The organism is Palaeococcus pacificus DY20341, from assembly GCF_000725425.1.
Taxonomy (GTDB): Archaea; Methanobacteriota_B; Thermococci; order Thermococcales; family Thermococcaceae; genus Palaeococcus; species Palaeococcus pacificus.
Genome location: NZ_CP006019.1, coordinates 855,651 through 877,966, shown reverse-complemented (window position 1 = coordinate 877,966; position 22,316 = coordinate 855,651). Strand labels below are relative to the sequence as shown.

The window sequence follows — 22,316 nt, the reverse complement described above, 5'->3', positions numbered from 1 at the left end:
TACGATTTTGTGCAGAGGTGTTCAAAAAAGAAAGAGCATACAGAAAAATGCATGGCGGATCACAGAGAAGCAATAAAAAAGGAAAATGGTTCTAAGTATTTACCATCAAATTGCCCAAGTAAAACCTCATATTCCTTTAACTGCTCCAACCTAGCTCTTTTTTGAGAGTAGTTTATTGCAACGAAGATATTTTCATCCCTAAATGTGCGCTTATACACTAAAAGCCCATCTTCAAAAATTATGGGTATAAAGTGCCCAACCTGTAAAGCTTGACTTTTTTGCCTCAATTTTATAAGCTCTCTAGTAAGCTCTAAGAGCTCTTTGTCCCAACGTTTCTCATCCCACGGCATCTCCTCTCTCTGGGTCTCGATCCAGTGCTCCCTAACCCCCTTAAGACCCACTTCATCCCCGTAGAATATGGAAGGAATGCCCTTATATGTGAAGATAAAAGCCAATGCACACTTGTACTTTTGCTTGTTTTTCACTAAGCCCAAAAACCTGCTCATATCGTGGTTGTCTAAAAAGTTGTACATGGCATACTCTGCTTTTCCATAATACACGCTTAGAAGCTCAAGCCAGTTCAGGAACTCTTGGGCACTGATTTCCTGATAAACAAAAAATCTTAGGAGGGCGTCATAAAGCAAGTAGTTCATAACACCGTGGAACTTATTAAAGAGCCACAAACGGGCATCATCCATGATTTCACCGATTAAATAAACCTCATTCGGCAGGCTGTCTTTAAATGTCTCCCAGACATCAATAGGGACGCCGCTGGCAACATCTAACCGCCACCCGCTTATTCCAAAACGCTCCACCCAATACTTACCAACATTAACAATTAGCTCTCTAACTTTCCCGCTGTCGTGATTTAACCTAGGCATGAGCCATACACCAAAGAAGGTCTCGTAGTTTTTAGGTATCCTCTTTAAAGCTTTTGATTTTTCTATCCAAGACATATTCGAATGTAATACCTTCAAAAACTCCTCTGAAACAACAGGGAATCCTAAAATCCTGTAAAAATCCTTGTACTTAGAGTTTTCACCGTTCTCCAAGACATCTTGGAAGTACGGGTGGAAAAAGCTGGTATGGTGAAAAACACCGTCTAAAATAAGCCTTATGTCAAGTTCTCCAGCTTTTTCAACGAGCTGTTTTAGAGCGCTATCTCCCCCGAATTTTTTAGCAACATGAAAGTAGTCCTCGACATCATAACTGTGATACGTTCTCGACTCAAAAATTGGAGTCAAATAGAGGGCGTTTACTCCTAAAGATTTTAGATAGTCTAATTTTTGGGTTATCCCCTCCAAATCACCACCGAAGTGTGAAGCCCATTTGTTACCAATGATGTCTCTATCATTTGGATCGTTGTTTGGATTTCCATTAGCAAAGCGGTCAGGCATTATTTGATAAAAGACCCTTGTAAGCACCCATTTAGGAAGTTCATAGAGCTTCTCAAGCTCCCTAAAATCCACATCAAAGTCGCCGTAGTAAACCTTCTCTCCGTTTTTAACTACTTCAAAACTATAAGAGAGCTCTTCCGAGTAGGGAAGAGTAGCTTCATAGTAATCAAATACATCATCATGGGCTTTCCTTTTCATGTGAGTTCTATCATCCTCAAGAAGGAGGTTAACAGCATCTACACTATCCCTCAATGTCCTAAGCCTTATAAAAATCCAATCCTCAAAGGGATATGCGTAAACTAGAGACGGATGATGGTAAAGAGCTTTCTCCCAGTCATTCAGATCAAAGCTTAGAACCTCTGCAACGCTAACTTTCTTCTCAAAATCATACGCTCTCCGCTTGTACAAAGCCGTTACATGGTTTTCGGAGTCCAAAGAGATTTCTCCTTCTATTGAAAACAGGTAATACCAGATGCCCTCCGGCAGTTCAACTCTAATTCTCCACCTATCTCCATCTTCTCTCATTCTAAAACTGCCCTCATTGAAAGCGTTGAAGTTCCCTAATAAATATGCATATCTCCCCTCTTTTGGAATGCTGAATTCCACTTCTCCAACTCTTCCAAGATACTTATCATCTCTAAAGCCGAAAATTTTATACATATCAAACACCCAAAGTGCTTATATATCACTACTGATGATTAAACTTTATCCAGTGAAAGTTTAAAAAGATGGAGGTTGGGATATGAACGAAGAAGAGATAATTGAAAAGCTGCAGAAGTTCGGGTTAACTAAATATGAAAGCCTAGCATACATCACGTTGCTCAAAATAGGACCCAGTAAAGCTACAGACATTACAAAAGAAAGTGGAATTCCTCACACCAGAGTTTACGACGTTCTGAGCTCTCTTCATAGAAAGGGTTTCGTAGATATAATGCAAGGAACTCCAAGGCTGTATAAGCCAGTGAATCCAGAATTAGTCCTTGAGAAGATAAAGGAAGAAACAATAAACAATATTAAGGTTCTAAAGGAGCTTTTCTTGGAGCTTTACCGCTCAGCTCATGGAGAGGACTTACCTGAGATTTGGACTATTCATGGCTTTGAAAATACTCTTGAAAGGGCAGAATACATAATTAGAAGCGCAAAGCATGAAGTTTTAATAAATACTCCCTTTGAATTCCTTAAACTGCTCAAAGACGAAATAAGGCGGAGAAAAGACATCATATTCGTTATTATAAGCAACTTTGATGAAGTCCCAGAGTGGCTCAACAGAGATAATATAATACTAGCAAAAAGTGGAGGGGCCCCTTGGCTCATGGCCTCATGGATAATAGGAGACATTGAGTACGCTTTATTCTTTGGAGCACTGCCAAAAGATAAGAGGAGAGAAAAGTTCTACTCGTTTTGGGGCAAATCTGCCAAGTTAATTCAAAACTACATGCACTGGTTCTACACAATGTACCTCGATAACAGCACGGTAGTAAAGCCGATTAATTACAACAAAATCAAAAAGCCGCTTTCACTTACAAATATAAGAACGCTAATAACAGTTTTAAAGCAGACATCGCTTCCAAAGGAAATAGAGGTCATCGGACGCTTAGTAGAGACCAAAGAGGAAGTTACACTAAAAGGACAGGTTGTTAGCCATGAATACACTCCCTTAACCGCCAGTATAGTACTAAAGGATAAAAACGGTAAAGAATGGAAAATTGGAGGATTAGGAAGCTACTTCGAAGATGTTGAAGGTGAAAGATTCATCCTTTTGGAGTAGTCTCTTTAAATTTCAGAGGTGACGAACATGAAAATACTGATCTTAGGCTTTGAATACCTTCCAATAAAAGTTGGAGGTCTCGCAGAGGCTATAACGAGCATTGCGGAGACTTTAGCCAACCTAGAAAATGAAGTTTTGGTCTTCACTCCATCGCACGGCTTAAAAGAGGGGAAAAAAGTTGCCCAATTTAAGATTGTTGTAGGCGGGAGAGAAGAGAGCGTGGAAGTTTATGAACGCTGGCAAAACGGGGTTAGAGTTTTTTCAATAAGTGATTCAATTTTAGACAATCCAGATGTTTATGGGCCCGGATGGGAGGGAATGCTTGACAAAGCAGTCCATTTTGCCAAAGCAAGTGTTGGACTTTTAAACAAGCTGATTGAAAAAGAAGGAAAGCCAGATGTCCTGCACTTCCATGACTGGCACACTGTTTTAGCGGGAGCCCTAATTAAAAAATACTTCCAGATGCACGCAGTATTTACAATTCACCGCCTGAATAAATCCAAAATCCCTGCCCACTACTTCCATGAGGCCAATCTCGGAGAGCTTGCTCCCTACCCCGATATTGACCCCGAATACGTTGGAGCTTATGTATCCGATATTATAACGACGGTGAGCAAGAGCTACCTTTGGGAAGAATGGGAGTTCTATAAGAACTTTGAAGGAAAGGTAACCTATGTGTACAATGGCATAGCCTGTGACTTCTGGAACGAAGAGCTCTTGGAGAACAAGGAGCTGTCCAGAAGTGAAAGGAGAAAGCATATTCTAGAGAGCTTGGGACTGAGTGATGGCATAACCTTCATGTTTATAGGACGCTTCGACAGAGCACAGAAAGGAGTGGATACCCTCCTGAAAGCCATAGATATCTTAGCCACTTCTCACCCAGGCGAGTTCTCGAAGATGCGCTTCATTGTAATAGGAAAAGGTGATCCAGAGCTTGAGAACTGGGCACATGAGCTCGCAAAGAAGTACCCAAACAATGTTAAGGTGATTACAGAGATGCTCAAACGCGAATTTGTGAGGGAGCTCTACGGAAGCATTGACTTCTCGATTGTGCCCTCATACTTCGAGCCCTTTGGGTTAGTTCAAATGGAAGCAATGTGCTTAGGAACTATTCCAATAGGTTCAGCTGTTGGAGGAATAAAAGACACTATAGTGAGCTTGGATGAGGATGAAGAGAATGCCACAGGCCTTTTAGTTCCACCTAGAGACGCAGAGGCATTAGCACAGGCAATTCTAAGGATGGCCAAGCTTAGAGAGAAGGACACTGAATTGCTCAAAAAGATGCGCAAAAATGGCAAAAAGAGATCAAAGGAAGTCTTCACATGGGAGAACGCATGTAAGAGGTATCTCAGGGCTTACAGGAACGACATAGACAAGGCAGTGGGCTTCATTAGAGACTAAGGGGTGAGCCGATGACCTGTCCCTTCTGTTCTTCTCTTTTAGATGTTATGCTCTATGAAGATGAATTAATCAAAATCTTAATCGACTCATACCCTGCCAATAGAGGACATCTCTTAGTGGTCCCAAAGAGGCATGTAGAGACTTGGGAGGAACTGAGCTTCGAAGAAAAAGTAGCACTTTTAAAGGGTGTTGATTTGGCAATGGAGAGGCTCAAAGATGCTATTTCTCCAGATGGGTTTAATATCGGCATCAACCTTGGAAAAGCCGCAGGACAAACAGTAAGTCACATCCATATTCATGTTATTCCCCGCTACAACGGAGACTCTAACTTCCCGAAAGGCGGCGTTAGAAAAGCTGTTTTGGATATAGAAGATGAAAACCTAAACCTAAAAGAGCGCTGGGCTAAAAATCGGCTAAATGAAGAAGAGGTTAAAAAGTTAAAATCTGCATTTGGATTAGAATGAGAAGAGTGTTGAGTACGCAAACCCCTCTTCTTCTCCATTTTTAAGCTCCTCTGACTCTAAGATCAGTTTTATGGTATCTTTAAGTTCTTTATTTGTATAGAGTAAAAGCAAGAACTTACCTTCAATATTTTTAAGTTTACCATGAGGCTCAATCGATAGAAGAATATAATCGCTGCGCTCACGGAATATTTTGATTTTTGATATCGCAAATTTACATAGGGCATACATGTTGCGTCTATCTTTGCTCCAAAACGACATGAACTCCAAAGTGGAACCATCTAAGAATATATCAATTAACGGGGGAATCCTTGAAGAAATCATAGGGTACTTAAACCCGTTGTGAATAAAATATAGCAGACCTCTTGCAGTTCCTACATAAGTGCCTGTTGCAAGCTTATCGACATATTCACCAAGAACTTTCTTGTAGTTCTCCTCCTGTGTAGTCCCTTCCATAATCACCACTCCCAAATATTCTGTTAATAGATTAGTTTAATATAATCCAAATAATTGAACAATTTCTTGATTTAATACAAAAAAGTTATTTTCAAACATCTTATTTTAATATATGATTCTTTTCCATTATTAAGGTTTGGGCTTAACGAGTCTTCTCCTCTAAGGGAGGCTTTATAATTTAGTATTCCCACAAGGATATATAGGTAATAACAAATTACTGGTGGTGGAGATGAGGATAGTTTCAGCTGATACAGGAGGAGCATTATTAGACGACGGGTATAATCCAATAGGACTCATCGCGACCGCGGCAGTTTTGGTGGAAAAACCATACAAAACCGCAAAAATGAGCATAGTAAAATACGCTGATCCTTTTAGCTATGACCTAAGCGGCCGACAAGCAATAAGAGATGAAGTTCTTCTAGCGATGAAGCTCGCTAAAAAAGTTAAACCCGATGTTATTCATTTGGACTCAACTTTAAGAGGGATACCTCTAAGACAGCTCGACGACCCCACAATAGACGCCCTTAGGATTTCAGATAGGGGAAAGGCTATTTGGCATGAACTCAGTAAAGATTTACAACCATTGGCAAAGCGTTTTTGGTCGGAAACGGGAATAGAAATCTTAGCTATAGGAAAAGAAAGCGTAGCCGTTAGGATAGCAGAAATATATGCGGGGCTCTACTCAACAAAGTGGGGCATTGAATATGCTCTAAAGGAAGGATTCGCTCGAATAGGCCTTCCACGCTACATGAAGGTCGAGGTTAGAGAAGGAATGCTTTGGGGAGAAAGCTTAGACCCCAAAGAAGGCGGCCTCTATGGAGAGATTCCCCTAGATGTAGAGGGTTTCGAGTATCAAATTTATCCAAATCCAATAGCAAGGACGTTTATGGTGTTCGAAGTTAAAAAAGAATAAACTTTATTCGAAAAATTTTCGGTTTTTCTTTATTCATTTCGGGCTATAAGTTTTATACTCCTAAAACAAAACCCATGCGGTGGTGAATATGGAAGCTGTTAACTCATTGTCCACTGCTGAATTAAAGCCCGAAACAAAAACTAAAAAACTTCTCATGGGGAATGAAGCGATAGCTTATGGTGCGTTAGAGAGCGGCATCTCTTTTGCTACAGGCTATCCGGGAACGCCATCTACAGAGGTTATTGAAACGATAGCATCTCTCGATAAGTCTGTCTTTGCGGAATGGGCACCAAATGAAAAAGTGGCTTTGGAGGAAGCAGCTGGTGTTGCCTATGCGGGCCTTAGAGCGCTGGTTACAATGAAGTGTGTTGGCTTAAATGTGGCTGCTGATCCCTTAATGAGTCTCGCTTACTCCGGTGTCGAAGGTGGATTAGTGATTTTAGTTGCTGATGATCCCGGGCCGCATACATCTCAAACAGAACAGGATGATAGATACTATGGAAAGCTTGCTCTTCTTCCAGTTTTAGAGCCTTATGACGTTCAAGAAGCGCACGATTTGATTAAATATGCCTACGAGCTGAGCGAGCGTTATAAACTCCCGATAATATTTAGAACTACCACAAGGGTAAACCACACAACAGCCGATGTAGAGGTGGGAGAGTTCCTAAAGCTTGAACGGGAAGCTAAATTCGAAAAGGACATAATAAGATACGTGAGGGCTTCAATGAAGGGCAACTTGGAGAGGCACAAGCTCCTAAACAAAAAGCTTATGGAGATTAGTCAGGAATTCGAGAACCTAAGTTTTAACTGGATTGAAGGGGAAGGGGGTATAGGAATTATAGTCGAAGGCACCCCTTATAACTACGTTAAAGAAGTTCTTGGCAAAATTGAAGGTAAATTTAAGGTGCTTAAGCTGTCCACACCTTATCCTCTTCCGAAAAAGCTCGTTGCTGAGTTCCTAAAGAGTGTTGAGATAGCGATAGTTGTCGAAGATGGCGCTCCTTTCTTAGAGGAAGAAGTCAAAATTGTAGCCCAAGAGGAGGGCATTACCATACCAATATACGGAAAGCGCACAGGACACTTGCCATTAGAAGGGGAGCTAACACCAAAGCTCGTTAGAAACGCTCTGCTCAGGGTTTTAGGTAAAGAGGAAAAAAGCTATGAGAAGCCAAAAGAGGTTGAAGAGGCTGAAAAATTAGCACCGTCGAGACCTCCTACAATGTGCCCGGGCTGTCCACACCGCGGGTCATATAGGGCCCTCTTGGATTCCCTAAGGGAGCTTAAGTTTAAGAAAGACGAGCTTCCAATTCACGGTGATATCGGCTGTTACGCCCTCTCGCTGCTCCCGCCGCTCGAGGCTATATGGACAGAGTACGTTATGGGCGCAAGCATAAGCTTAGCTAATGGTCAGAGCATTGCAATGGGCAAGAAAATCATAGCCACAATTGGCGACTCAACGTTCTTCCACAACGGACTCCAGCCTTTGGTAGATGCAGTTTACAAGGACTTAGATGTCTTAGTGATGATCCTAGACAACAGAACCACTGCAATGACCGGACACCAGCCCCACCCAGGAACTGGAGGGAGTGAAACAGGAAGGAAATTTAACGAGATTGACATTGAAGCTCTCGTCAAAGCCTTAGGCGTTAAATACGTTAAGACAGTTGATGCTTATGACTTAAAAGCAATGAAAGAAACTATAAAGGAAGCTATGCAGGTAAAAGGACCAGCCGTAATAATAGCTAAGAGGGAGTGTATAATCCCAGTCATTAGACGTGGCGAAGTTGGAGAACTCCCTGTAGTACTTGAGGGCAAGTGTACTGGCTGTAAAGCATGCATTCTCTTAACAGGATGCCCGGCTTTAGTCTACGACCAAGAGAGCAAGAAAGTTAGGATTGACCCACTAATATGTACTGGCTGTGGACTTTGCGAACAGCTCTGCCCCTTTGATGCGATAGTTTATCCAAGTGAGCTTGATGAAAATAAAAAAGCTTGATTTACTATTTTTGTTTTTTAAGTCCATTTCACCTTCTTTTATACCACTTGTCATCATAGAAGTACTTGGCGTGGGCTTTGGCGTATGAATCCAAAGCTCTCCTCTTTACGAGGAATGCCTGCATTAGAATAATCACTATTACAATACCCCCAATGTACAGGCCAAACTGTTTGAATACCCATGCGAAGCTTATAAGCGGTATTGCGATAAATCCAAGGAATATGAGGGCAAAGATTCCCAAAATAATCTTATATCCATACCGCTCCATAAATAGAGCGAAGTCCATAACACCACCATTTACTACTTACGAGGACTAACTTTATATATTTTGCGTCGTTTTAATTTATTGGTGGAGAGTATGAAAGTTAACGAGCTATTGAAAATGGTCGATGAAGCTGTGCTTAAAACAAATATCCACCTTTTAGATGTGCAGAAAAGGATTTTCGAAAGCCCTCACACTTCATGGGAATTTAATCAGCGCTCATTAGAGCTCCAAGATGAGCTCGATAAACTAAAAAGGATAAGAGAATTTCTGGAAAAATATGACCCTGACGAAGATGCAGAAAAAGTCTTCTCGGAAGAAGAGCTCAAAGAGCTTTTGGAGTATCTGGCATACATGAGGGAGATTGATAGCTATGAGCCTTAAGGAGATTGAAAAAGAAATAGTAGCCTTTAGAGATGCCAGAAACTGGAGAAAATACCACACACCGAAGAACTTGGCCATATCCATAGTAGTCGAACTTGGTGAGCTTTTAGAGCACTTCCAATGGGAAGATAATGGAGAGATAATCAAAAAGGTTCAAAATCCAAAGGTGAAGGAAGAGATAAGCGATGAAATAGCAGATGTCATGATTTACACCATTTTACTCGCATATGAACTCGGCATAGACGTTGAGGAAGCTATAAAGAGAAAGATAAAGAAGAACGCTGAGAAATATCCAATTAAGGGTTGACGTCCCTCTCGTAAATTTTTAAGGTCTCTTCCTTTATCTCCCTCGTCAGTTCTTCATCAACGCTCCCTATTGAGAGCTGGTACTTCTGATATTTTAGAATAACATCATAGATGTCAGGATATCTAACTTTGAGCATACCTAAAGCACCCTCCGGAGGAAGTAAAATTCCTAAATCCCGATAAATCAAGTAGGAACCTACGCTAAGGAGGGCATTTAAGTAGTGGATAAACGCCAGCTGGTAATTTTCGGTCTCAAAACTCTCCTCTCCTAACTTAAGAGATTGCCTAATTTTAATGAGCATCTCGTCCTCCATGGTCATCACTAAACTGAGATTTCCGCGATAGGTTTTAATCTTTTGGAATCAATAAACTTAGGGGATACTATGAAGAGCAGAAACATAATTGTGTGGAGCATCATAGCACTCATAATCCTCTATTTAGGATGGAAAATGCTGCAACCAATGCTCTCCGCAATATTCTTTGGGGTAATTGCGGCCTATGCATTTCTACCAGTCCATAAAAAGCTCTCTAAGAGAGCAGGAGAGTTTTGGTCATCTATAATACTTACCACAGTTCTCCTTTTGATAGCTGCAGGTCTTGCTGTTCTATTAGCACTAACCCTCAGCAACGTTTTGAACTCTGCCTACAACTACACTACACTAACTTTTGACTGGCTTTACTCTCTTCCGCTCCCTCTCGAAGTAGAAAACACTCTCAAAGACATTCAGTCCCAAATGATGCCCTACCTAACGAACTACGTCCTGAACTACACTCTTTCACTTCCAAGGTATATTATACAGTCTCTTGTTTTCTTAATAGTCTTCCAATACTTGTTAGCAAACTCAAATGAAGTTGCGGAGAATATTCCGCCTCTCCTTCCACGAGAGGACAGAGAACTTGCCCAAAGCCTCTTAGAGGGAGCCGATAAAACGCTTCAAGCACTCATAAGATCTTGGCTTTTACTCAACATAGCCAAAGGAATCTTAATGACTCTTGGCTTCGTGATTTTTGGGATTTTAGACTTGGCGGGAGCCATAGTTGCTGGTATCCTCACGATACTCTTTAGCTTTGTCCCACTGTTTGAAGGGTGGATGATATGGTTTATCGGCTCGATATACCTAATTAAGCAGGGCATGGTTTTCAAAGGCATCTTACTAGCAGTTTACGGCTTCACACTAGTTTCACCCCTACCAGATTACACAATAAGGCCCCGCATAGTGGCAAAAGATGCAAAGCTTGACTCTACAATGGTCTTACTCGGAATGATCGGCGGTGCAATGGCTTTTGGAGTTAAAGGATTAATAGCGGGCCCAATAGTGTTTAACTTAGTGGCAACGCTCGTTAGAGAATGGAAAAGAATAAACAAAACTAGGCCTTCAAAACATTCATCGTAGCTATTTTTACCCCATTTTCTTCCAGTTCTTTGAGGACCTTTTCTTCATCGCTCGGATTAATCCCCTTCACGGCATCTTTTAGAAGATAAACTTCAAAACCATGCTTTAAAGCGTCCAAAGCTGTTGCCTTAACACAGTACTCTGTCGCGACCCCACATATGTAGACCTTCTTAACTTCCCTTTCCTTGAGGATATTGGCCAAGCCGGTTCCTTCAAAACCGGAATAAGCTTCTTTATCCGGTTTATCAGCCTTTGAAATTATTATCGCATCTTCAGGGAGTTTTATGACAAATTCCGCACCTTTGGTATTTTGGATGCAGTGTTTAGGCCATATCCCGCCATACTCCTTAAAACTCATATGGTTTTCAGGATGCCAATCCCTAGTAGCAACAATGAGTGCCCCTCTTTCCTTAAAAAGCCCAATGTATTCTTCAACTCTCGGTATTATCCTATCCCCATTAGGGACTGGCAGAGCTCCGCCGGGCATAAAATCCTTTTGCATATCAACAACAATTAGGGCTTCCATAGCCATCACCAGTATTAATGCATGTTCGCATTATATTTGTATTTTTGTATATGCAGGTGTACATTCTCAGCCATATTTGTTGTGGGGTATACAAAAGAGATTTAAAATCCCTACATTCTATACAATATCGGCGGTGGTGTATTAGGAATCACAGGAGGTGTCGAAGTGGACTTTAAGAAAAAACTTTATGCAATTTCGCTGGGCCCTTTGGTTTTTCTGCTGATAATAATGCTGTTTCTTCAAATTTACGCAGTTAATAGTCTCTCTATGGAGATTGAAGATTCTATGAAAGTATCAATCAATGAACAAGCTGTTAAAATTGCGCTCTTGGAGGCTGAAAAGTACTCTGAGCATCTTGAATTGGTTTTTACGAACATTGAAACACTAGCAAAATCAGGAGCGTCATCTATAACCTCAATCTATGAGAACACGTTTTTAGGAACTTTCATGTTTAGAAATGCTTTAGTTGGCCAGCTGGAGGTTATAAAAAACTACAATGAAGATATAATCAACGTCTACTATGCCACTACCGATGGAGAGCTGTTCATTGTTCCCGAGGCAGAGCTCCCCGATGATTACGACCCAAGAGATTCCTCATGGTATAAGAGGGCTGCACAGGGAGAAACATTTTGGATGGAGCCCTATGAGGACAAAATAACAGGAAAGATAGTTATATCCTATATAATCCCGGTGTACTCTAAAGAGGGAAAGTTTAAAGGCGTTCTTGGCATTGATGTGGATATCTCCCCAATAGCTAGCGAAATAAAGAGCATTAAAGTGGGAAAAACGGGTTATATGTTTATGGTAGACCAAGAGGGCAATATAATTCTCCACCCAAATGAGGAGTATATAGGAAAGTTGAACATAAAGAATGAGTCCTCGCTTCAAAGCTTAGCCAGCGCAGTATTTTCGAGCAAGAAGAGCGGCATTACAACATATACATGGCAGGGTGTTAAAAAAGTCGCGGCATATTCAAAGAGCCCTACTACAGGGTGGGTTTTAATAGCTGCTGCACCTGAAGGTGAGCTCGTGGAGGATATGATTGTTTCAATAGAAAACGCTAAGAAAAACACGAAAAAAACGCTCCTATTTGGAGTTCTTGTAGCTGCTATGATAGCAATGGCTACACTTTTAATTAACGTCCGCCTTCTCAAGAACACGATAAAACCCATAACAAGCTTAACGAAAGTTGCAGAACTCATAGCTCAAGGTAGATTTGGAGAAGCAAAACATTTGGTTGGTAGAATCAAGTATAACGAGAACGATGAGATTGGAAAGCTTCTTGAAGCATTTAGAGCAATATCTAAGGATGTTATATCCACACTCAACAGAGTGATTGAGAATCTTGAAGCTATGGCGAAAGGAGAACTTAACTATGAGATAAGCGACGATGCTAAAGGTGACTTAAAGGAGATAATCAACGCTTTGAGAGAAACATCTGCCCAGATACGCTTGCTAATTAGCGAATTAGTTGAAATTGGCCATGAACTTGATAAGAGGGCAAACTTGCTAGCTCAAGTGGCTAATGATGTCAGCGAGTCTATATCTCAAGTTAACGAGGCCATTCAACAGGTTAGCATTGAAGCCCAGAGGCAACAGGAGAACATTAATGAAACAACCAAAGGAATGCGCTTAGTTGCGGAAGTGAGCAACAGCACAGTGCGTACTATGAACGAATTCGAAGATGCTCTAAATGAAGTAGTAAGTATTGCTGAAGAAGGTCGTGCAAAGAGTGAGATATCCATAAAGCAGATTCAAGGCATTAAAGACACCATGAAAGTCATCGAGGAAGCTGTAAATGTAGTCAATGAAATGAGCAAGAATATAAGTGAGATTACCAACACAATAAGTGCTATTTCAGAGCAGACCAATCTATTAGCTTTAAATGCAGCAATTGAAGCTGCTCGCGCTGGAGAGCAGGGAAGAGGATTCGCTGTTGTGGCTCAAGAGGTTAGAAGCTTAGCCGAGGAAAGCAAGAAAGCTGCAGAGAACATAAAGGAGATAATTAACAAAATGACCCAAAAAGTCCAGAAGGCAGTTGAAGAGACCAAAAATGGTGTTTACGTCGTGAACGAATCCGCTGAGACACTGAGTGAGACTATGAGCTACTTAGCAAACATAGCGGACATGATAAGCGACCTAAACGTCAGAGTATCTGAAATTAAAGAACAGACGTTAAGAACCCAAGAGGAGATAGAAGAGTCGTTAAAAGCATTAGAGAACTTAGCCGCGAGTGCCGAGGAAACTACAGCAAGCGCTGAGGAAGTAAGTTCAGCCATGCAAGAGCAAACTGCTGCAATAGAAGAGCTTAAGAAAACAGCCGACGGCCTTAAATTCCTCTCCAATGAGCTTAAAAACAACATAAAGAAGTTTAAGCTTTAATCCTCTCTTCTTCTTTTGCAAAAAATATCCAGAAGCTCACCATTGATAGACCATATAAAACGCCTGTTATGAAGAAGGGAATGCTGAGCGAACGATCAAATATAAATCCTCCAAGATACTGCCCAATACCAAAAGTAGAGGTCCATGCAAAGTTTCTTAGAGCTAATGCTGTTGCTCTCTCCTTCTTATTAAAAAAGTGCATCATAAATGAATCCCATATTGGGTTAACTATGTTCATGAGGATGGTTCTGATTGTGTATATTACCGCGGCTATTAAAAAGGCAGGTGCAAAGGGCATTGAAACTATTAAAAGGGTAGCGCTTCCGTTGAAGCCCACTATCGTCTTAACACTTCCCAATTTATCGACTAGGAATGGCATTGCAAAAGTCCCAATTCCCATTATAAACTGCTGAATCGCGAAGAGGCCTCCTATGCTTTCTAGGCTCGTCCCGAAGCGCGAGTTAAAGTAGAGACCCATGTATGGGATTGTAACTCCTGCTCCAAGGCCTATTAACGCTGCGGGTATTGAAAACTTAAGTATCTTGAGGGAGGTTGTCCTATCGAGCTTAAGTTTCTTTTCCTCTCTTTCCAATATCGGGGAAACAAGAGAAATTAAAACGCCCTGAATGGGAATTAAAAATGCAGCGATTAGGAGCGTGCTCTTATATGGGTTGCTCCCATCAAGGAGCCTTGGCAGAATACCACCAAGGAACATACCAAAAGCAGCGCCAATGGTTCCTAACGCAGAGTTTAAGCTAAAGAGGTAGTGTCTCCTTTCGTCGCTAACCTCACCGCTTAAGAGAGACATTAATGCCGGCCCCTCTAAGGCCATCCCCACTCCTGAAATGATTGCAGCTAATGCTAAAGCCCAAAACTCGGGAATAAAAACTTGCATAAGCCTTGCTGTGAAGAAAAGAGAAACTGCTATCATAAGCGTTCTTTTATAACCAATTTTCACACTAATATGTCCGGCAGTTAAAAGCAGGGCGGATTGGGCAATTGTAGATATTGAAAAGAGCGTTCCAATCTCACTGAAGCCCATCCCTAAGGATTTGAAGTAAAATGGCAAGATAAACCATGATATATTGCCCCCTAACCAGCCGAAGAATGAGTAAGCGACCACTAACTTTGCATCCCTGCTGAACCCTTTGTACTTCCCAAGGCTCATGTGTGTGAAGTTTGTATACTCGTTTATAAATCTATCGAAACGCTTAAACTTTATTATATCTAGCAAAGAAGAAGTAGAAGATGAGCGTAGCAACTACGTAGAGCGTTGCTGTTGCATAGAATGGATAACTTAAGGACATACCAAACAAAAAGCCTCCAATGTAGTTTCCAGCGCCCCTCATAAATGTCGAAAATGCCCTCCTAATACCAGCGGCAGTTGCCTTCTCTTCAGTCGAGAAAAAGCCCATCATAAATGCATCGTTTATGGGCCAAACGATGTTCATTAAAATTGACCTAACGATGTAAAACGCCGCAGCAATTGTGAAAATACTAATCGAAGGAAAGAGAGCAAATAATAGTGCTGCAGAAGCTTGGAAGAGGGTTATAGTCTTCACTGGACCTATTGCATCCACGAGTTTTGGCAAAATAAACGAGCCTACTCCCATGACAAGCTGTTGAACAAAGAAAACGCCGCTTATTGCCGCTAAAGTTGTTCCAAAGCGCATGTTGAAGTACAAACTCATATAGGGGATTGTTATTCCTGCTCCGAGCCCAATTATGGCAGAAGGAATTGAGAACTTGAGAATTTTGATTATTAAGTCTCTTCTCCACTGTATCTTTGGATTCTTAACAGGAACGTCTTTAATTATCAAAAGCGCCGGAATTGTGAGCATAAACTGGAAAAAAGAAAGTGCTAAAACTAATCTATACGCTAATTGTGTGGTTATTCCAAAGTTAATCTCAAGAAAATTGGGCATAAATCCAGCCAAGAGAACGCCCACTGCATTGAAAATTGTTCCCAATCCAAAGCTTATTGAAAAAGCATGGTGCCTAAGCTTATCTGCCACCTCTTCGCTTAAAAGTGCCGAGAAGTTTGGCTGCCTAATTCCCATGTTGACACCCACTAAAAAGAATCCCAGAGCCATGATGTAATAGTTAGGAGCAACCACTTGGAATATTCTACCTAAGAGACCTATGAAAGAACCTAAGAGCAGCGTCTTTTTATAGCCAAGCCTTAAAGAGACCTGTCCAGCCATAAGGAAGAAAATTCCCCCAACAAAGGTCCTCAGGGAAAAGAAAATTCCCATATCTCCCATGGAGTAACCCAGAGCCCTCAAGTAGAATGGCATTATAAATATTGAAAACTGAAGGAAGAGCTGACCAACTGCGTTCATTATTATGAGTATTTTTGCGTCTCTGCTGTACTGCTCTAACATGTTTTAGCCTAACATTTTAGCGTTTATAAATATATCGAAGCGAAAAGGCTTACATAAACCGTAAGTTTTATTAGCATAAAAATAAGCATTACTTCTTGGTGAAATCAGCAAAAAGAGTTATTATTATCTAAAATAAGAAGAGTTTAAATAAGCTCTATTTTCTTAAAAAATTCAAAATAGACCAAAGTTAAAAGAAAAAAGATCAAGCGTTCTTCATAAACTCCTCAATAGCTTGGGCTGTCTCTGGATATCCTTTTCCAGCGAGTATCACGACTTTATAGTTCGGGTTGTTTGGATTATTGAGTATCTTTACCACATACCCTTTGCTCATAATCTCATTTCTAATGCTTTGAATAGTGCTTTCTCCATAAATCTGTTCTAAAAGAGACCAAGCTTTATTGCTGACCCATCCTCCAATTATTATGACATTTTTATTGCTTGGCAACGAGGTTAGCTCTTCATCTGTTATTATGAGTTCATTGACATCGTCTACCACGTCTACGGCGGTAGTTTTCACTTGGACTTGGGACGCAACTCTCCTAACTTGGACAAACTGATATCCTTCCACTCCTGTTATCTCCCCATCCTCATTCTTCGTGAATATCGGATGGAACTTTAATTCACCGATGGGGAACTTTACCCACGTTCCTTCACCCAAATCAACATTATTAAAGCCGTTTTCGGGATCTACATGGAGGTAGAGCGTGAATAGATTGCTGCTCGGGTCGATGTCCCATACCCACTGACCATCGTACACTTCGCCATCTTTATACTCTCTGAGCTTTTCATAGTACTCGTAGGAGTATTGGACCTGTTTTGTTCCTCCAATTCCAACGAAGAATCCCGTTGGGCTAAATATAAGTATCCTTCTAGCGCCAGCATTTTGGAGTTCATCTAACCTTGAAGAAGGATAGGCAGAGAACTCTTCCCTATCGAGGTTGCCATTTTTGTCTTCATAGAACAGGTAATAGCTGCCTTTCTCAAGGATTTTGTTGAAGGTGTTGCCATCAGGCTCTTTGATTTTCACGAACGTCGTCTCTTGGTTTATGTCTATATCCTGGAATGTGATGCTCCATCCGTTGACAATTATTGTAGATCCAAAACCAGAAGTGCCATCTTCATCTTCAACGCTGTAGATGTACATAACATCATTTCCATCTACAGTCGTGGCTACTATTTTTGTGTTTTCTCCTCCAAGCTCTAATGGAGTTGTATTTTCGTTAAATATTATCTCGATAGATCTATCTTCAAAGTGCACTTTTTTGGAAGTTGAGTTGTAGTAGATTTTTGAAAAGTTCACAGCAACAACTATAGCCTTTCCAACAGGAGAATCACTAACGTTTAAGTCTAAATCAGGCATGTCTATCTTGTTAAGCTTATAGTATTGATCAGAATCGCTTATCAAAACACTGTGATACTCCACCGGAACCTCAACTTTGTCTGTGTAATACGCAGTCCTAATCCCTTTCAAAACTAAAAAAGCGCCTAATTTGGAACCCGCTATTGCATCCTCGCCTATATGAAGGGCTTTTCCATTGACTATCTTTGTCGTTGGGAGCACTATCACGGAGTTCCTCGAATTAACTGCAAAGGCATAGGCATTTGCTATTCCCGCGTAGGATAATAACACGAAGCCCACAATAAACAACGCCAAAAAACTTTTCTTTCGCATGTATGCTCACCAAATGATATAAACGCCGGCATGCCTTTTATACTTTGCTTTTATCAAGTGAAAATAATAAAAAAGACTACCATCCTTGGACGTTTATTAAAACTTTGTCATCAACTTTTCCATCCTCCACATCACTTATTGCCTGCTCTAATTTGTCCAGGCCTTCATCTAAAACATCTTTCTCAATCGTTAAAGGTGGTTCAATCCTCAAAACATTCCCATGAAGGAATGCTAAAATCAGTCCAAGTTCATAAGCTCTCCAAACAACTTTCTTCGTCTCGGCATACGCTCTCTCCTTTGTTTCTCTGTCCTTTACTAGATCAATACCAATCATTAGTCCCTTCCCTCTAACATCGCCAATCAGTTCATGCTCTTCTTTCATCTCTTCCAATCGCTTTATGGTGTATGTTCCAAGTTTTTCTGCTCGTTTAAGCAAATTTCTCTCCTCAATCTCTTCAATAACAGCCAGAGCAGCTTTACTCGTTACAGGGTTCCCGCTCATGGTAAACGCATGCCCTAATGGAGGGAGAGATTCCATAATGTCCTCACGTCCTATTATTGCACTTACAGGCAGTCCACCACCCAATGGCTTTGCAAGAGTTATGATATCCGGGGTTACTCCAAAGTGCTCTATTGCAAACCATCTCCCCGTCCTTCCAAGGCCGCTTTGAATTTCATCTACAACCAGAAGAATGCCATGCTCATCTAAAATGCGCTTGAGCTTCTTAAAGTAGTTTTCAGGGGGCACTATCATTCCAGCATCCCCTTGGATAGGCTCTGCAAAAAGAGCTGCTATTCCATCGGCATAGACCTCTTCCTCAAATTTAATCTTTATATAGTCTATACACGCCAAGCGGCAGGATTTAGGTTCTTTTCCAAAAGGACAGCGGTAGCAGTTTGGGTAGGGTATGTAATGGACATCGCTGAGCTCACCGACTATCGACCTAACTTCAAAGTCCAAGCCCGTTACACTCATGGCACCATAAGTCGCCCCATAATAACTCCCCAAGTAGCTTAAAATCGTCCTTTTCTTTGTATATGCTCTTACAAACTTTATAGCTCCATCATTTGCATCGCTACCACTCAGCCCCAAGATCACTTTAGCACTTTCAATTGGGGAGATTTCGACAAGCTTTTCAGCTAATAGGAGCGGCTCGACAGGAAAGCCATAGATAAATGTGAAGTGGAGTAACCTTTGAGCTTGATCTAAAACAGATTTAACAACTCTATCATTGTTGTGGCCGACGTTTTGGACGGCCGCATCTGCTAGAAAGTCTATATATTCCCTCCCCTCAATATCCCACACCTTCGCATTTTTTGCCCTAACGCCAACTATCGGGGCGTACGTAACACGTGCCGCCTTTGGAAAGACTTTTGAATATCTTTCAATGACGTTCTCTTTCTTCACAAAACTCACCATACTACTATATTCTTTTGGAACTAATAGGATTTTCGCCCCAATTTTGCTAATTTCGCAAAAATAATAGCAAAATATTTAAAATTCAGCTAAATAACACCAATTAAAATGCTGATTTGGTGAGAGCCATGGAACTCGATGCAATTGATAGAGCAATTTTAAGACTCCTCCAAGAAGATGGAAGGATGAGTTACTCTGAGCTCTCAAGGAGGCTTAAAGTACCTGAGTCAACAGTTAGGGCGAGGGTTAAGCGCCTCGTTGATGGAGGGATTATTAGGAAGTTCGCCGCACTTATAAATCCCTTTAAGGCAGGATACAGCATTATCGCATTCATAGCAATAGATATCGAGCCAAGCAAAGTTAAAGATGCTGTGGATAAGCTTTCTAATCTTCCAGAGGTGGATGTTTTAGGGATAGCAACAGGTGCCCACGACGTCTTAATGCAAGTAACCGTTAGGGACCTGCAAGAGCTTGAGAACTTTTTACTCGAAAAACTGGGCAAAATAGAAGGAATAAAAAGCACCGAGACTTCGATCCTAACAAGTGTTAAAAAATGGGGCTATGCAAGAGTGTTTTAGTACTCTCTCAAAAGTTCGCCAAGCCAAGGTATGCTTTCTCTAACCTCCAGCTCCCTAAGAGCAAGCCAAAGAGATGCTTGATTGCTAGTAACAACCGGGATTCCTAAATCTTCCTCAAGAGCTTCAATTATCTCAAATGTCCTGAAGTTCGTGCAGCTTATGAAAAGAGCATCCGCCTCGTCCATGAACATAGCTTTAGCCAAACGGTAAGCTTCGTAAGGCTCCATCTTTCCAATTTTAGTGTTGTCTGTTATGCCCATCCCTCTAATGTCCAAAACCTCAAAGTCATTTGCCTCTAAGAATTCTCTTTCCCTCTCATTTATTTCATCAGTGTAAGGGGTTAGGACTATAACCCTCTGAGCATCTAATGCGCTTAAAGCTTCCAGAACCGCAGCACTAGTTGTTACAACAGGCACATTGACCTCGCTCTCAATCTTTTCCTCAAGCTCGCTCTCAAAGTCTTTGCCTCCAATAAAAGAGCCGCTTGTGCATCCATAGAGAATTAAATCCACATTTGCGTCTTTCAACAGCTTAGCACTGTCCACAGCCAAAGCGCTCATCTTTAAAAGTTCCTCTTCAGTGACTTCTTTAAGAGGCATTCTCGCTACGTGAAGTGAAACTCCCTCTGGAAGGGCCGAGTAGAGCTCCATTTCCATTGTTGTGTTTGATGACGGTACTATGAGTCCGATTCTACCTCTCCATCCGTACATATTTTTCACCCAAGAAAACTCTCCCAAAGACTATAATAACCTTTCTATGAACTTTTGATTTTCAAAAAGCTAATGTACTCCCTCAGAGCAATTCATAATGGTGAGTGAAAATGGAACTGAGTGAGGCTATAAATATGAGAACCTCCGTAAGGTACTATGAGGATAGAGAAGTAGAGGAAGAGAAGATTAGGGCTTTAATAGATGCTGCTATAAGAGCACCCACCGCCAGTGGTCTTGAGAACTGGCTTTTCGTTATTTACGGGAGTGAGGAAGCGAGGAAGAAAGCCCACGAACTAACCGCCAGAGGCATGGTAAAGTATTATGAATCTTTCGGCCTTCCGGAAGAAAAGATAGAAAGACTCAAAAAAAGGATGTATGAAGAAGGAATGTACAGAGCACCGCTCTACATTGGTATCTTTATAGACCGAAATGTTAGATTCCTCAAGGGGGAGGAATTCGACGAGCTGGAACTTTTGTGGAGCGTTGAAAGCGCCGCCATGGCGATTCAAAACTTAATGCTCAAAGCTGTCGAGCTCGGCTTGGGGACTTGCTACATTGGGGTTGCAAACTTCAAGGGCATCGAAGAAGAGTTCAAAGCCATGGCAGGCATTGGGGAGAACTACTTCCTCGTGGGCCTAATTACAGTGGGATATCCAAAGGAGGACATCAAGCCAAGAAAAAGAAAAAAGAGCTTTGAAAAGGTAGTTAAGTTTGTGTAAAAAGTCTTTTTAACACCATTTCTTCTTTTTCAGTAGGTGATGTTATGTTCAACTGCATCATAGTGAGATACGGCGAGATAGGAACCAAATCAGCCCAAACGAGGAGATGGTTTGAGAATATCCTTGTCAACAACATTAGAGAAGCTCTTGTCAGTGAAGAGGTTGATTACAAAAAGATTGAAGCCAAGAAAGGAAGAATTTTTGTAAAGACAAATAAAGCAGAGAAAGGCGTCGAGATTCTCAAGAGAGTTTTTGGAATAGTCTCCCTTTCTCCTGCAACGGAAGTGGATGCAGAGCTTGAAAAAATAAACAAAACTGCTCTAACACTCTTCCGCAAAAGGAAGCGTAAGCTCGAGTTGGAAGAGCCAAAGTTTAGAGTAACGGTGAGGCGCATTACAAAGGAGTTCCCCCTCAAAACTCCAGAGCTCCAAGCAAAGGTCGGAGAGTTTATACTTGAAAAGGAGCCTTCTCAAGTTGACCTCCATGATTATGACATAGAGATTGGCATTGAGTTAATGGATGGCAAAGCATACATCTTCACAGAGAAAATAAGGGGGTTTGGTGGCCTACCTATAGGGACTCAAGGCAAGGTTGTTGCTCTGCTTAGTGGGGGAATAGACTCACCTGTTGCCACTTTCTTAATGATGAAGCGCGGCTGTGAAGTAATTCCCCTGCACGTCTATATGGGTGAGCAAACTTTGAAAAAAGTGAGGCTAATTTGGAGCCAGCTCAAAAAGTACGGCTATGGAGGAAAGGCAGAGCTTATCGTGATTAAACCGAAGGAAAGGGAGAAAATACTCCAAAAGCTGAAAGAGCTTAAGAAGGAAAACTACACGTGTGTTTTCTGCAAGTTTATGATGGTTAAAAATGCGGACAAAATTGCGAGGGAGTTTGGTGCCAAGGGAATTGTAATGGGAGATTCTTTAGGCCAAGTAGCTTCGCAAACCCCCGAAAACATGTACATAGCCAGCCAAGCGAGTGATTTGCCGATTTACAGGCCGCTGATCGGAATGGACAAAGAAGAAATAGTTAAGATAGCAAAGGAGATAGGAACGTTTGAGCTCTCCACTCTGCCTGAAGATGAGATAGCCTTCGTTCCAAAGCATCCCGTTGTGAGAGGCTCTTGGGATGAGTTTAAGCGTTTGTACAAGGCAGTGTTTGAGGAAGAGCCCAAAAAGAGGGAGTGTTAA

22 protein-coding genes are annotated in these 22,316 nt (G+C 41.4%); 12 read left to right on the top strand and 10 right to left on the bottom strand.

Annotated features, from left to right (window positions below; translation table 11 throughout):
- Positions 1 to 59 precede the first annotated feature (59 nt).
- A complete protein-coding gene (locus tag PAP_RS04940) occupies positions 60 to 2,057 on the bottom strand; it encodes a glycoside hydrolase family 13 protein (protein WP_048164969.1) in 1,998 nt (665 codons plus the stop codon).
- A gap of 82 nt (positions 2,058 to 2,139) precedes the next feature.
- On the opposite strand from PAP_RS04940, the gene trmBL1 reads away from it, so the two are divergent.
- The 3 genes from trmBL1 to PAP_RS04925 are packed head-to-tail and all read left to right on the top strand — an operon-like array spanning position 2,140 to position 5,030.
- On the top strand, positions 2,140 to 3,165 hold the full coding sequence (trmBL1, locus tag PAP_RS04935; RefSeq protein ID WP_048164968.1) for an HTH-type sugar sensing transcriptional regulator TrmBL1: 1,026 nt from the start codon (positions 2,140 to 2,142) through the stop codon (positions 3,163 to 3,165).
- A 27-nt stretch (positions 3,166 to 3,192) separates the two neighbouring features.
- On the top strand, positions 3,193 to 4,566 hold the full coding sequence (locus tag PAP_RS04930) for a glycogen/starch synthase (protein ID WP_048164967.1): 1,374 nt from the start codon (positions 3,193 to 3,195) through the stop codon (positions 4,564 to 4,566).
- Between the two features lie 11 nt (positions 4,567 to 4,577).
- Positions 4,578 to 5,030 carry an HIT family protein gene (locus PAP_RS04925; RefSeq protein WP_048164966.1) on the top strand — a complete coding sequence of 151 codons (453 nt, stop codon included), beginning with the start codon at positions 4,578 to 4,580 and terminating at the stop codon, positions 5,028 to 5,030.
- On the opposite strand, the gene PAP_RS04920 is transcribed toward PAP_RS04925, so the two are convergent.
- The gene (locus PAP_RS04920; RefSeq protein ID WP_048164965.1) at positions 5,022 to 5,483 is read right to left on the bottom strand and encodes a hypothetical protein; all 462 of its coding nucleotides are present in this window, start codon (positions 5,481 to 5,483) and stop codon (positions 5,022 to 5,024) included. The two genes, PAP_RS04925 and PAP_RS04920, sit on opposite strands and share 9 nt — an antisense overlap.
- A 229-nt stretch (positions 5,484 to 5,712) precedes the next feature.
- On the opposite strand from PAP_RS04920, the gene PAP_RS04915 reads away from it, so the two are divergent.
- Both PAP_RS04915 and iorA read left to right on the top strand, forming a co-directional pair.
- Positions 5,713 to 6,396: a DUF4152 family protein gene (locus tag PAP_RS04915; protein ID WP_048164964.1), complete on the top strand. Its 684-nt coding sequence runs from the start codon at positions 5,713 to 5,715 to the stop codon at positions 6,394 to 6,396.
- 88 nt (positions 6,397 to 6,484) lie between these two features.
- Complete coding sequence (iorA, locus tag PAP_RS04910; RefSeq protein WP_048164963.1) at positions 6,485 to 8,392, top strand: indolepyruvate ferredoxin oxidoreductase subunit alpha; 1,908 nt, start codon at positions 6,485 to 6,487, stop codon at positions 8,390 to 8,392.
- A 28-nt stretch (positions 8,393 to 8,420) separates the two neighbouring features.
- Here the strand turns inward: iorA and PAP_RS04905 are convergent, their stop codons facing one another.
- A complete protein-coding gene (locus tag PAP_RS04905; RefSeq protein ID WP_048164962.1) occupies positions 8,421 to 8,678 on the bottom strand; it encodes a hypothetical protein in 258 nt (85 codons plus the stop codon).
- A 72-nt stretch (positions 8,679 to 8,750) separates the two neighbouring features.
- On the opposite strand from PAP_RS04905, the gene PAP_RS04900 reads away from it, so the two are divergent.
- Together PAP_RS04900 and PAP_RS04895 are read left to right on the top strand one after the other, a co-directional pair.
- On the top strand, positions 8,751 to 9,038 hold the full coding sequence (locus tag PAP_RS04900) for a hypothetical protein (RefSeq protein ID WP_048164961.1): 288 nt from the start codon (positions 8,751 to 8,753) through the stop codon (positions 9,036 to 9,038).
- The gene (locus PAP_RS04895; RefSeq protein WP_048164960.1) at positions 9,028 to 9,345 is read left to right on the top strand and encodes a nucleotide pyrophosphohydrolase; all 318 of its coding nucleotides are present in this window, start codon (positions 9,028 to 9,030) and stop codon (positions 9,343 to 9,345) included. The genes PAP_RS04900 and PAP_RS04895 overlap by 11 nt, the downstream gene beginning before the upstream one ends.
- Here the strand turns inward: PAP_RS04895 and PAP_RS04890 are convergent.
- Complete coding sequence (locus PAP_RS04890) at positions 9,335 to 9,664, bottom strand: hypothetical protein (RefSeq protein ID WP_144367992.1); 330 nt, start codon at positions 9,662 to 9,664, stop codon at positions 9,335 to 9,337. The genes PAP_RS04895 and PAP_RS04890 overlap by 11 nt on opposite strands.
- A 63-nt stretch (positions 9,665 to 9,727) precedes the next feature.
- Between PAP_RS04890 and PAP_RS04885 the strand changes: the two genes are divergently transcribed.
- Positions 9,728 to 10,738, top strand: a complete 1,011-nt coding sequence (locus tag PAP_RS04885; RefSeq protein ID WP_048164959.1) for an AI-2E family transporter — start codon at positions 9,728 to 9,730, stop codon at positions 10,736 to 10,738.
- Here PAP_RS04885 and PAP_RS04880 read toward each other — a convergent pair.
- Positions 10,713 to 11,270, bottom strand: a complete 558-nt coding sequence (locus PAP_RS04880; protein ID WP_048164958.1) for a nicotinamidase — start codon at positions 11,268 to 11,270, stop codon at positions 10,713 to 10,715. The two genes, PAP_RS04885 and PAP_RS04880, sit on opposite strands and share 26 nt — an antisense overlap.
- A 159-nt stretch (positions 11,271 to 11,429) precedes the next feature.
- Between PAP_RS04880 and PAP_RS04875 the strand changes: the two genes are divergently transcribed.
- Positions 11,430 to 13,646 carry a methyl-accepting chemotaxis protein gene (locus PAP_RS04875; protein ID WP_048164957.1) on the top strand — a complete coding sequence of 739 codons (2,217 nt, stop codon included), beginning with the start codon at positions 11,430 to 11,432 and terminating at the stop codon, positions 13,644 to 13,646.
- Here PAP_RS04875 and PAP_RS04870 read toward each other — a convergent pair.
- From PAP_RS04870 to PAP_RS04855, 4 genes are all read right to left on the bottom strand, one after another.
- Complete coding sequence (locus PAP_RS04870; protein ID WP_048165950.1) at positions 13,636 to 14,814, bottom strand: MFS transporter; 1,179 nt, start codon at positions 14,812 to 14,814, stop codon at positions 13,636 to 13,638. The genes PAP_RS04875 and PAP_RS04870 overlap by 11 nt on opposite strands.
- 43 nt (positions 14,815 to 14,857) lie before the next feature.
- Positions 14,858 to 16,030, bottom strand: a complete 1,173-nt coding sequence (locus PAP_RS04865) for an MFS transporter (protein WP_048164956.1) — start codon at positions 16,028 to 16,030, stop codon at positions 14,858 to 14,860.
- Between the two features lie 202 nt (positions 16,031 to 16,232).
- Positions 16,233 to 17,702 carry an S-layer protein gene (locus tag PAP_RS04860; protein WP_048164955.1) on the bottom strand — a complete coding sequence of 490 codons (1,470 nt, stop codon included), beginning with the start codon at positions 17,700 to 17,702 and terminating at the stop codon, positions 16,233 to 16,235.
- 76 nt (positions 17,703 to 17,778) lie between these two features.
- On the bottom strand, positions 17,779 to 19,122 hold the full coding sequence (locus PAP_RS04855; protein ID WP_048164954.1) for a leucine/methionine racemase: 1,344 nt from the start codon (positions 19,120 to 19,122) through the stop codon (positions 17,779 to 17,781).
- 125 nt (positions 19,123 to 19,247) lie between these two features.
- Between PAP_RS04855 and PAP_RS04850 the strand changes: the two genes are divergently transcribed.
- Positions 19,248 to 19,697 (top strand): Lrp/AsnC family transcriptional regulator, encoded by a 450-nt coding sequence (locus tag PAP_RS04850; protein WP_048164953.1) that lies wholly within the window; start codon positions 19,248 to 19,250, stop codon positions 19,695 to 19,697.
- Here PAP_RS04850 and PAP_RS04845 read toward each other — a convergent pair.
- Positions 19,694 to 20,407, bottom strand: a complete 714-nt coding sequence (locus PAP_RS04845) for a maleate cis-trans isomerase family protein (RefSeq protein ID WP_048164952.1) — start codon at positions 20,405 to 20,407, stop codon at positions 19,694 to 19,696. The two genes, PAP_RS04850 and PAP_RS04845, sit on opposite strands and share 4 nt — an antisense overlap.
- A 110-nt stretch (positions 20,408 to 20,517) precedes the next feature.
- On the opposite strand from PAP_RS04845, the gene PAP_RS04840 reads away from it, so the two are divergent.
- Positions 20,518 to 21,126: a nitroreductase family protein gene (locus PAP_RS04840; RefSeq protein ID WP_048164951.1), complete on the top strand. Its 609-nt coding sequence runs from the start codon at positions 20,518 to 20,520 to the stop codon at positions 21,124 to 21,126.
- Positions 21,127 to 21,170: 44 nt separating this feature from the next.
- Positions 21,171 to 22,316, top strand: a complete 1,146-nt coding sequence (gene thiI / locus PAP_RS04835) for a tRNA uracil 4-sulfurtransferase ThiI (protein ID WP_048164950.1) — start codon at positions 21,171 to 21,173, stop codon at positions 22,314 to 22,316.